General features: G+C 45.8%; 10 protein-coding genes. 4 read left to right on the plus strand and 6 right to left on the minus strand.

Features of this window, described 5'->3' with window-relative positions; genetic code table 11:
• Nucleotides 1-179: 179 nt before the first annotated feature.
• Nucleotides 180-443 carry a sarcosine oxidase subunit delta gene (locus tag QH73_RS26215; protein ID WP_039713769.1) on the minus strand — a complete coding sequence of 88 codons (264 nt, stop codon included), beginning with the start codon at nucleotides 441-443 and terminating at the stop codon, nucleotides 180-182.
• 2 nt (nucleotides 444-445) lie between these two features.
• Nucleotides 446-1687: an FAD-dependent oxidoreductase gene (locus tag QH73_RS26220; RefSeq protein WP_039713768.1), complete on the minus strand. Its 1242-nt coding sequence runs from the start codon at nucleotides 1685-1687 to the stop codon at nucleotides 446-448.
• Nucleotides 1688-1839: 152 nt separating this feature from the next.
• Here QH73_RS26220 and QH73_RS26225 point away from each other — a divergent pair, with 152 nt between their 5' ends.
• The gene (locus QH73_RS26225; RefSeq protein WP_052289793.1) at nucleotides 1840-2466 is read left to right on the plus strand and encodes a helix-turn-helix domain-containing protein; all 627 of its coding nucleotides are present in this window, start codon (nucleotides 1840-1842) and stop codon (nucleotides 2464-2466) included.
• A 117-nt stretch (nucleotides 2467-2583) separates the two neighbouring features.
• Here the strand turns inward: QH73_RS26225 and clpB are convergent, their stop codons facing one another.
• On the minus strand, nucleotides 2584-5235 hold the full coding sequence (gene clpB, locus QH73_RS26230; RefSeq protein ID WP_039713767.1) for an ATP-dependent chaperone ClpB: 2652 nt from the start codon (nucleotides 5233-5235) through the stop codon (nucleotides 2584-2586).
• Between the two features lie 150 nt (nucleotides 5236-5385).
• Entirely contained in the window at nucleotides 5386-6960 is a 1575-nt protein-coding gene (gene purH, locus QH73_RS26235) for a bifunctional phosphoribosylaminoimidazolecarboxamide formyltransferase/IMP cyclohydrolase (protein WP_039713766.1), read from the minus strand.
• A 40-nt stretch (nucleotides 6961-7000) separates the two neighbouring features.
• On the opposite strand from purH, the gene QH73_RS26240 reads away from it, so the two are divergent.
• The 3 genes from QH73_RS26240 to fmt all read left to right on the plus strand — a co-directional run bounded on the left by QH73_RS26240 (nucleotide 7001) and on the right by fmt (nucleotide 8724).
• Complete coding sequence (locus QH73_RS26240; RefSeq protein WP_165587789.1) at nucleotides 7001-7144, plus strand: hypothetical protein; 144 nt, start codon at nucleotides 7001-7003, stop codon at nucleotides 7142-7144.
• A complete protein-coding gene (locus QH73_RS26245) occupies nucleotides 7145-7669 on the plus strand; it encodes a DUF937 domain-containing protein (protein WP_039713765.1) in 525 nt (174 codons plus the stop codon).
• Between the two features lie 62 nt (nucleotides 7670-7731).
• Nucleotides 7732-8724: a methionyl-tRNA formyltransferase gene (fmt, locus tag QH73_RS26250; RefSeq protein ID WP_039713764.1), complete on the plus strand. Its 993-nt coding sequence runs from the start codon at nucleotides 7732-7734 to the stop codon at nucleotides 8722-8724.
• A gap of 20 nt (nucleotides 8725-8744) precedes the next feature.
• On the opposite strand, the gene QH73_RS26255 is transcribed toward fmt, so the two are convergent.
• Both QH73_RS26255 and QH73_RS26265 read right to left on the minus strand, forming a co-directional pair.
• Entirely contained in the window at nucleotides 8745-9098 is a 354-nt protein-coding gene (locus QH73_RS26255; RefSeq protein ID WP_015156599.1) for a DUF6464 family protein, read from the minus strand.
• Between the two features lie 233 nt (nucleotides 9099-9331).
• Nucleotides 9332-10765, minus strand: coding sequence for a sugar transferase (locus QH73_RS26265; RefSeq protein ID WP_039713763.1), 1434 nt, complete (start codon nucleotides 10763-10765; stop codon nucleotides 9332-9334).
• Nucleotides 10766-10923 lie beyond the last annotated feature (158 nt).

The raw sequence follows: 10923 nt of genomic DNA on the forward strand, positions 1-10923 counted from the left end.
CGATCGATCCTCGAAGATCCCCCCTAGCCCCCCTTCAAAAGGGGGGAACAATGCTTTCATTTTTAAAAGTTCCTTTAAAAGACTGAGCCAAACGCTCCACCAACATTGAAAAGAGGGGAACAATGCCCCCCTTTTCAAGGGGGGTTGGGGGGATCGAGTCTTATCTAAACTAGATTGGCTCATCCAACTCCCTCCTTGTCGTACAAATAAGTCCGCAAGACCTCATCGGTCAGCGTATTGCGTTCTGCAATAAACCAGGTATGACTTGGCGTATGACACCACCACTCCTGTTGAATTCCCGGTACGCTAGTGCGATTAAATACGTACTCTGCCCAAGTTTGGTCATCAACTGTTCGCGGATCGGGCATAGAGCGGACTTCCCCGCCACAGATAAACTCAGAAATAGGTCTTGCTCCGTTAATCGGACAGGTCATCATTTTCATCGTTAATGCCCCACTGATGCTGCACCCTTTTCACCCACCAACGCATAATTTTTGAATCGATCGAGCGAGAATTTGGCAATTAATTCGTGACTGCGATCGCTTGCCACGGTGTACGCCATCGTTTTGCCACACACCGGAGTTGCCTTAAAGCCCCAAGTCCCCCACCCAGCATCGAGATAAAACCCCGCGATCGCAGTTTTCCCCATAATTGGTGCAAAATCAGGAGTCATATCTGCCATACCTGCCCATTGCCGCACGATCTTAACGTGAGAGAGGAACGGAAACAGTTCGAGCATATGCGCTGCTAGCCCTTCCGCAAAATCTAGGGTCGATCGCGTGGAATGTAATTCATACGGATCGAGAGAGGCTCCCATGACTAACTCACCGCGTGCGGTTTGACTGACATAGACATGCAGGCTACCCGAAACAATTATTGGGTCGAGCCAGGGTTTCATTGGTTCGCTGACCATTGCTTGGAGTGGATGCACGTACAAGGGCGATCGCAGTCCTACCATTTGCAACAGGCGCGGTGTAAATCCAGCAACCGCACACAGTACCCGTGGTGTAGAAATCGTCCCTTTGGTGGTCTGTACTCCCGTCACTTTGCCCGATTCAACACTTATTCCCAAGACTTCGGTTTGCTGGTGGATCTCGACCCCCCGCCGATCTGCGCCGCGACCGTAACCCCACGCCACAGCATCGTGACGGGCAATACTCCCAGGTGCGTGATATAGTGCGCCCATTACAGGAGCCTTACCACCACACGTCAAATCCATGTGTGGGCAAGCTTTTTTAATTTGATTCGGCTCGACTAATTCGCTCTCAATGCCGAAATGCTTATTCACCTCAGCCCGCCAGCGCATCGTTCGGATTGCAGAGTCAGTATGAGCTAGCGTGAAATGTCCCCGCGTGGAATAAAACAAATTTAAATCGAAATCCTGCGCTAAATCTTGCCAGAGTCGCACCGATTCATCGTAAAACTTTACGCCCTCTGGGGTGAGATAGTTGGAGCGAATAATCGTCGTGTTGCGTCCCGTATTCCCGCCGCCAAGATAACCTTTTTCAAGAACGGCTATATCGGTCATGCCGTAATCTCGCGCCAGATAATAAGCAGCTGCCAGCCCGTGTCCGCCTGCACCAATGATGACAGCATCGTAATTTGATTTGAGGCGATCGCGATGGCGGAACATCGCCGGTTCTGGATGCTGCTTCGCCAACGCAAATTTCAGCAGATTTAAAGGCATCGTAAGTTTCCTGTCAGGAACCTTTGCTGAATATCATGCATCAAAGATTTCTGGGTGTCAACAAAGTTTCCTGCTATGATTCAAGACGATGCAGGGTGAAATGGTAGCCAGCGCTGTTTCTCCATACTGCTCCCATACTGTGAGGTAAGCGCATGACAGATGCCACAGCAAACGGGCTGGAGCGTTCCGAAGTCCCAGCCGTCGATCCGCTCGAACGCTACATTGGCAGTACGATTCGCGAAATGCGCCAAAAACTCGGACTCACTATTGCCGAAATTTCGGAACAGACAGGAATTTCGCGGGGGATGTTGTCCAAGATTGAAAACGCTCAAACTGCTACGAGTTTGGAAACATTGACGAAAATTGCTCGTGCTTTAGGTATTTCCCTGTCAGCCTTCTTTCGCAATTACGACGTACCCACGGGCAGCGCCCAGCTGGTGAAAAACGGTGAAGGGATGGAAGTCGTGCGTCGCGGCACGAAGCGAGGACATACCTATCAATTGCTGGCATACGATCGCGGTTCGACAAAACTATTCGAGCCTTTTCTGATCGCTATGGATGACGCTTCGGAAGTGTTTCCCACCTTTGAGCATCCTGGGGTTGAATTCATTTATATGCTAGAAGGCAAGCTGGAATACCGTCACGGACAATCAACTTATTTGTTAGAACCTGGTGACGCATTAACTTTTCGCGGTGATATTCCTCACGGTCCTGAAAAACTGATCGAGCTACCGATTCGCTTTCTTGCCATCATTCACTATGCCACGCCTGAAAGCTAATGGCGATCGCCAAACAGGGAGTAGGGAGTAGGGAGCAGGGAGCAGTAATTTACAGACAAAAACTCGACCTCATACAACGAGTGTAAAAAAATAGGTGGGCATTTACCCACCTAAAAACTAATTAGATTGTGTCGTTAAGATCTCCACGGGCAAACGCTTAAAAGCAAGGCGTTCGTTTTCCACATCGACAAAGATCGTGTCGCCGTCGTTGAATTCATTCCGCAGAATTGACTTAGCAATTTGCGTTTCCAATTCGCGCTGAATTGCTCGTTTTAACGGACGCGCACCAAACACGGGATCGTAACCTACCTCTGCCAAGAAATCTAAAGCAGCATCGGAAAGCCGCAACGACATCTTGCGATCGCCCAGTCTTTGCTCCAATCGCTGAATTTGTAACTTGACAATCTGCCGCAATTCCTGTAGCTGTAGGGCGTGGAAAATAATAATCTCGTCAATTCGGTTGAGGAATTCTGGACGGAAACTATTGCGCATCGCTTCCATCACTCGACTGCGCATTTCTTCATAGCGCGAGTCATCTCCGGCAATATCTAAAATGTATTGCGAACCGATGTTGCTGGTCATAATCACAATGGTATTCTTGAAATCCACCGTATGACCTTGAGCATCTGTCACCCTACCGTCATCTAAAATTTGCAGCATGACGTTGAAGACATCTGGGTGTGCTTTTTCGATTTCGTCAAATAGCACTACAGAATACGGACGACGGCGAATCGCTTCAGTCAGTTGTCCCCCTTCGTCATAACCTACGTAACCAGGAGGCGCACCAATCAAACGTGATACGGCGTGTTTCTCCATGTACTCCGACATATCGATCCGTACCAACGCCTCTTCGGTGTCGAATAGGTATGCGGCTAAAGCCTTGGCGAGTTCAGTCTTGCCTACGCCCGTGGGACCGAGGAAAATAAAACTAGCAATCGGACGATTCGGATCGGCTAAACCAGCACGCGATCGCTGAATCGCATCAGCTACAGCTGTCACTGCTTCATTTTGCCCGATGACGCGATCGTGCAATTCGTCTTCTAAGTTGAGTAGTTTCTCTTTCTCAGTTTCAACTAACTTACTGATCGGAATACCCGTCCACTTAGAAATAACTTCGGCAATATCGGCTTCGGTAACTTCCTCCCGTAGCAGCGATTTACCTGTTGTTTGCGTTTGGGTTAACTGACTTTCAGCGGCTTGCAATTGTCGATGCAAATCGGTCAATTTGCCGTATTTTAATTCTGCCGCTTTATTGAGATCGTAATCTCTTTCTGCTTGCTGAATTTCGACGTTGACGCGATCGATCTCTTCTTTGACAGACTGGATTTTATCGATCACATCCTTTTCAGACTGCCATTGAGCGTTAAGCGCCGCTTGTTCTTCCTTGAGATCGGCAACTTCTTTTTCTAGCCGTCCCAATCTTTCTCGCGAAGCCGGATCGCTTTCTTTTTCTAAAGATAAGCGTTCCATTTCTAATTGCAAAATCTTGCGATCGATCTCGTCTAATTCTTCCGGCTTCGAGGTAATTTCCATCTTCAACCGCGCCGCCGCCTCGTCTACCAAGTCGATCGCTTTATCGGGTAAAAAGCGATCGCTAATATACCGATTTGACAAAGTAGCCGCTGCAACCACAGCAGAATCGGAAATTCTCACCCCGTGGTGGACTTCATACCGTTCTTTCAAACCGCGCAGAATTGAAATTGTATCTTCTACGCTGGGTTGATCGACATAAACTTGTTGGAATCGCCGTTCCAACGCCGCATCTTTCTCAATATATTTGCGGTATTCATCCAAAGTCGTCGCCCCAATACAACGCAGTTCGCCCCGCGCTAGCATTGGTTTGAGCAAGTTTCCCGCATCCATCGCCCCTTGGGTAGCACCCGCACCGACAACAGTATGGATTTCGTCGATAAATAGGACGATATTACCTCTAGACTCGGTAACTTCTTTCAATACCGCTTTCAAGCGTTCTTCAAATTCACCCCGAAACTTTGCCCCGGCAATTAATGCTCCCATATCTAAGGCGATTAACTTGCGGTCTTTGAGCGACTGGGGTACGTCACCAGCGACAATCCGCTGCGCTAGTCCTTCGGCGATCGCAGTTTTACCCACACCAGGTTCGCCAATCAGTACGGGGTTGTTTTTGGTACGGCGAGACAAAATCTGAATCGTGCGGCGAATTTCATCATCTCGTCCGATGACGGGATCGAGCTTACCTTGACGAGCCGCTTCCGTTAAGTCGCGTCCGTACTTTTCGAGTGCTTCGTATTTGCCTTCTGGGTTTTGGTCGGTCACTTTCTGATTTCCACGCACTTGTTTTATCGTATTTTTTAGTTTGTTTTCGTCTAACCCAAACTCTTGAAATAAACTCCTACCGAAGCGATCGTCCTTAGCGTAGGCTAACAACAAATGCTCGATCGAAATGTATTCGTCAGCAAATTCCTGACGGTAAGCATCGGCTCTATCTAATAGGGTATCGAGGCTGCGTCCCAGATAGACAGAGCTAACGCTACCAGAAAGTTTAGGCTGACGTTGAATAAATTGCTCGGTGCGTTGGCGCAGCCTCTCTGAAAGAGACTCGCGTAACTTCGTGACATTAACGCCAACTTTATTGAAAATACTAGTTGCCAGCCCTTCTTGTTCCAGCAGCGCCTTCATTAAGTGTTCGCTTTCAATTTGCTGCTGGGGAACGGCTTTAGCAATATCTGGGGTATGGGCGATCGCTTCCCAGGCTTTTTCGGTAAATTGATTGGGATTAGTGGGTTGCATCCGTTACTCTCCCCTCCTCTTGAAATCTACTAACCATCAGAGCTATTCCTAGCTCCTGCCTCCCTATACGGTCATTGTAGAAATACTGACATGGGATGCAAGATCGGTGTTTACGCAATCCATACGGGGTATTTCCGAATGGTTAGTGACTTAATGCAAAAAATACCTTACACCTGTCAACACCATCACAATTCCCAATTCATTTGCTGCCTTAACTGAATCTGCGTCCCTAAGACTTCCACCTGGTTGAACGATCGCAGTTATGCCAGCAGCGGCGGCTGTCTTGACTGAATCATCAAAAGGAAAAAACCCATCGCTAGCCAGTACTGCACCTTGAGCTTTTTCTCCAGCTTGTTCTAAGGCAATTTGTACCGAACCGACACGATTCATCTGTCCCGCACCTACACCAATGGTAGCGCGATCGCGGGTCACGACAATGGCATTTGATTTGACGTGCTTGCACACCTTCCAAGCAAATAGTAATTCTTCTAACTGGGCTGGAGTTGGTTGTTTTTCTGTCACCATTTGCCACTGCTTAGGATCGGCAACCATATCGTCAGATGCTTGTACTAAGAAACCACCAGCAATAACTTTTACTGTTTCCTTTGCACCCGTGCCTAATTCTGGTAACAGCAAAACCCTAACTTTAGATTTACTCGCCAGAATTTCCCGTGCTTCTGGTTCGCATTCTGGAGCAACAACGCATTCTAAAAATGTTTTTGTTAAAGCTGTAGCCGTAGCTGCATCAATCGCCCGATTTAAAGCAACAATTCCCCCAAAAGCTGAAACTGAATCAGCATTAAAAGCCTTTTCATAAGCTTCGGAAATTGTATTTCCCAATGCCGTACCGCAAGGATTTGTATGTTTAATAATTGTCGCTGCGGGGATATCGGTAAATTCCGCAATGATTCGCCTTGCAGCTTCAAGATCGACTAAATTGTTATAACTTAATTCCTTACCTTGAAGTTTAGTCGCTGCCGCCCAACCCGTTGCTGTCGTTCCCGTCTGATACCAAGCCGCAGGCTGATGCGGATTCTCCCCATAGCGCAAAGCTTGAACTTGTTCTCCTATCAGTGTAAATCTTTTAGGTAGTTCTTCCTGACTCCCGTACGGGCGGGTTTCTAAACCCGCCCCTACCGACTCCTGACTCCCTAAAAAAGAAGCGATCGCGCGATCGTAATTCGATGTATGCCAAAAAGCTTTTTGGGCGCAGGCGGCGCGGAATTCAAATGAGATTTCCCCCTGTTGGCGTAATTCCTGCAAATATGTTGCATACATTGCTGGCTCGCACAATACGGTTAAATGAGCAAAATTCTTAGCCGCTGCCCGAATCATCGCGGGACCACCAATATCGATTTGTTCTACTGCTTCTGCTAAACTCACGTCAGGCTTGGCGATCGTTTGCTCGAAGGGATAGAGATTGACTGCCACCAGATCGAAAGGGCGGATATTGTTAGCCTCTAGATCTGTCACGTCCTGCGGGACATCCCGCCGTGCTAAAATGCCACCATGAATCCGAGGGTGAAGAGTTTTGACGCGCCCACCGAGAATTTCCGGCGAACCAGTGTAATCTGCAACTTTAGTCACTGGTACTCCTGCTGCTTTAATGGCTTGAGCCGTTCCGCCGCTGCTCACAATTTCAAAACCAAATTCTTCTACCAAACTACGGGCAAAATCGATCAGCCCTGTTTTATCAGATACACTCAGCAGCGCCAAACGTGCCATAGTTCCCAGTCCCCTGCAATTCAAATCAGACAAAGAACTATTGTACGTTGTTAGTTATTCAGTTATCAGTTATCAGTTGTCAGTTATCAGTTATCAGTTAATTCCGACTTACGACTTACGACTTACGACTTCCCAATTCATGGTATTAGACATTATGGAGATGTTAAATGGAGGATTAGAGTAAATGGGACTCTTCGATCAAATCGTCAGTGCAGTCGGTAACTCTAACCAAGCTGGTAGCGCAGGTCAAATTGGTGCCATTGTCAACACGATCCAACAGCTCAGCAACAATACTGGTGCAGACCCTTCTACCCTACAATCAGTATTGTCATTAGTGGGCGGTCAGGTGCGCTCGTCTTTACAACAACAACGTGCTGTTAATGGCGAAGCACAAGCACGGGCGATCGTCAACCAATATAGCGGTACGGAACCCAGCCCTCAAGCTGTTAATACTCTGTTTTCTTCTAACCAACAGCAACAACTGATCCAACAAATTGCCCAGATGACAGGAATGAATTTGGGTTCGATCCAGCAGATGCTACCCGTACTCGTGCCAATAGTATTAAATTTGCTGCAATCTGGGAATCAGACTCAAAACCCCCAAGGCGGCGCTAATCCCGTCCTCAACGCTTTTCTAGATGCCGATCGCGATGGGGATGTGGATATAGCCGATGCAATGCAAATGGCAAGCCGCTATTTAAGCCGATGAAATAAATTGTAAATTATGTCGTGCAAACCACGACATAATTTACTTTTACCCTTGACTTCCGAATGAAAATCATCTTCTTCGGTACTCCCGAATTTGCCGTTCCAACTCTAGAAAAGCTACTCAATCATCCAGAATTTGACGTGGTGGCGGTTGTCACTCAACCAGATAAACGTAGAGGGCGAGGCAATGAATTAACACCCTCACCAGTAAAAAGTGTGGCGACAGCACGACAAATACCGGTGTGGCAACCTTCAAGGGTGAAAAAGGATGCTGAAACTCTGAATTTACTAGAACAGTCTGGGGCAGATTTTTTTGTGGTTGCTGCCTACGGACAAATTCTTTCGCAGCAGATTCTCGATCTGCCACGCTTGGGTTGTATTAACGTGCATGGCTCGATTTTACCCAAATATCGCGGTGCTGCACCCATACAGTGGTGTTTGTATAACGGCGAGACGGAAACCGGAATTACGACAATGTTAATGGATGCGGGGATGGATACGGGGGCAATGCTACTGAAAGCATATACGCCGATTCATATCCTAGATAATGCCTACGAGTTAGCAGTCAGACTATCAACGTTGGGGGCAGATTTATTGATAGAAACGCTGTTGCAATTAGCAAGTCAGGAAATTGAACCCATTCCTCAAGATAATGACGAAGCAACCTACGCACCTTTGATTAAGAAAGAGAACTATGCCCTCGATTGGTCAAAAACTGCGATCGCCTTACACAATCAAATTAGGGGCTTCTATCCCAATTGCACGGCTACCTTTCGCGATCGCGCTCTCAAAATACTTGCTACTGTACCTCTCGATGCTGCCTATACGTCGCAGCTCTCACCAGACTTGCAGCAGTTAACACATAAATTTTCTAATTTGTCAAGCGATCGCAGTCCTGGGGAAATCGTCCAGATTGTTAAGGGCATAGGAGCTATCATTCAAACTGGTGCGGGTTTATTATTGTTACGAGAAGTCCAGCCAGCCGGAAAACGCCCTCAGTCAGGCTGGGATTTTGTCAACGGCAATCGCTTAACTGTGGGTGAGGTATTCTTGTAGAGGTGCAAGATTTTGCTTTTCTACATATGGGTTTCATAATAGCGACAGCGATCGCAAGGTCCCTCTGGATTTACCGCACAACGGATTAACTCGGAATGGGCGTTGAAGCGACAGCTAGCATCGCCAATCACCCAGCGTCCCTCTACAAAACTTTTCTCTGCTGGTCGCGCCGCTGACTGTACGTAAAGCGCAATCTTATTTAAACGATAACGCCCCGCTTTCAATTGATAGCGGTGGCGGCGTTCTAAAACAGCGTAGGTTTTTCCTTCTAAATCTAAATAGTTCCCTGGTTGGGGAGTCCAATCAAGCATAACTTTGCCGAGGGACTGACGCGGATGCGTCAGAATAACCTCGGTTAGTAAATCTGGTTCCATAACTCACATTCAGGTGTAATGCCGACTACTTTTTGGATGGTATCGCACAATTACCTTTGTCTGAGCAGTTTGAGACGATGTTTTAGGATTGGTAAACTAGAAACATCATGCTTAACGCCTCGATCGCAATCCTCAGTCGCCACGCATTGAACTTACACGATCGGCGCGATCGCACCACTTTCCACGATCGGTTCCAGAAATTTTGACTTTTGCCTTTTAACTTTTGACTTACGTTAGTACGCACCTTTGTGACTTAGCACTACCGCGATCGTTTTGAGTAGGATTTGGATATCTAACCACAGCGACCAGTTTTCCATATACTTGATATCTAGACTGACGACCTTATCGATTTCATAATCATCACTATTAGACCGACTAACTTGCCATAAACCAGTCATACCAGGTAAAACTTGGTAGCGGATAAAATGGCGATCGGCAAATTTCTCTACATCTGAATTTGGGACTGGTCGCGGTCCAACTAGGCTCATCTCACCGCGCACGACATTGAATAGTTGTGGTAGCTCGTCTAAGCTGTAGCGCCTCAAAAATTTGCCTATACGAGTAATCCGCGGATCGTTTTCTATTTGAAACAAAGCACCATCTTTCCACTGATGACTGAACTCTATACTCTTTTGCGATCGCTCGGCATCAGTTTTCATTGTTCTGAATTTCCAAATTTGGAAAGTTTTGCCATGCAATCCCATACGATTCTGTTTATAAAAAATAGAGCCAGATGAATCTATGGCAATTAGCAACGATATCAATAAATAAACTGGGATTAAGATTAAAATAAGTGCGGTAGCGAAAATAAAGTCAAAGCATCTTTTAATTAAAAAATCGCTACCCGTCGTTAAGTAAGAACTGAGTTCAAAAGTAGGGATTTTACCCAAAAATCTCAACTTAATGTTTTGCTCGACAACTTGTAATCTTGTAGGCAGAATATATACATTAATTCCTGCATTTTTCAGTTTAAGATAGAAAAGAGGTTGAGAATTTATAGATTTCCAAGAGTAGATAAAAACGTCAGATACTTTTAACCTGTAAAGATCTTTTAGTACTATCTCTTGTTCATTTATATTATTAATATCTGCCCAGCCGGCAAAATAATATCTTCGTTCGCTTTCTAATAACTTGATAGCTGAAGTTTTATCTTCGAGCTTAGAGATTAAATATATAGGGTAACGAAGAAAACCTTGTTGACGTAAGTTTTCAATGGTGATATCTATACTATATCTGAAGCTACAGACCAAAGCAACACTTAAAACTCCAGAAAGGATAAAAGATTGGCGGGAAATAGGAGTTGAGCTTTGAAAAAAGAAGATGGTAAATAATAGTAGTAAATGGGCAAGTGTCAGAGTTTTAGCAATATTAATATAATCTCGGCGCTTGTCCCCTGCTTGATATAGCTCTTTTGAAGCTAATAAACTAATTTGAAATGCAATAATTGTGGCGATCGCGAGTAACCCATTTTGATTGCCATTAAGTAAATAAAAAGGATTGTCAAAACTCGCTGTCACTTGCCAGGATATCATTAAAGCACCAATATCGAACAGCAATAATGTAATCAGTCTTCTCCAGCGTTGACCTATTCTCTTTCCGAGTTGGCTAAATAGTGGAGCGCGTAAATCCCGGTCGTACTGATTGTGTAAAACAGTAGTAGATGTCATAATCTATAAATACTGAGCTAAAATTGGTGAATTCGATCTAAGAATAAAAATTGCTGTGTTCAATATCAGATACTCTGATTAGTTCAAATGATGAAAGAAAATTTGTATAACTATTAATTAAATCAAATCACTTGATTGGCATTGAATTTAAGCTTTCA

Source organism: Scytonema millei VB511283 (genome assembly GCF_000817735.3).
GTDB classification, from domain to species: domain Bacteria; phylum Cyanobacteriota; class Cyanobacteriia; order Cyanobacteriales; family Chroococcidiopsidaceae; genus Chroococcidiopsis; species Chroococcidiopsis millei_B.

Coding starts and splice junctions, on each gene's coding strand:
- QH73_RS26215 (WP_039713769.1), bottom strand. CDS start 443: ATGAAAATGATGACCTGTCCGATTAACGGAGCAAGACCTATTTCTGAG.
- QH73_RS26220 (WP_039713768.1), bottom strand. CDS start 1,687: ATGCCTTTAAATCTGCTGAAATTTGCGTTGGCGAAGCAGCATCCAGAA.
- QH73_RS26225 (WP_052289793.1), top strand. CDS start 1,840: ATGACAGATGCCACAGCAAACGGGCTGGAGCGTTCCGAAGTCCCAGCC.
- clpB (WP_039713767.1), bottom strand. CDS start 5,235: ATGCAACCCACTAATCCCAATCAATTTACCGAAAAAGCCTGGGAAGCG.
- purH (WP_039713766.1), bottom strand. CDS start 6,960: ATGGCACGTTTGGCGCTGCTGAGTGTATCTGATAAAACAGGGCTGATC.
- QH73_RS26245 (WP_039713765.1), top strand. CDS start 7,145: ATGGGACTCTTCGATCAAATCGTCAGTGCAGTCGGTAACTCTAACCAA.
- fmt (WP_039713764.1), top strand. CDS start 7,732: ATGAAAATCATCTTCTTCGGTACTCCCGAATTTGCCGTTCCAACTCTA.
- QH73_RS26255 (WP_015156599.1), bottom strand. CDS start 9,098: ATGGAACCAGATTTACTAACCGAGGTTATTCTGACGCATCCGCGTCAG.
- QH73_RS26265 (WP_039713763.1), bottom strand. CDS start 10,765: ATGACATCTACTACTGTTTTACACAATCAGTACGACCGGGATTTACGC.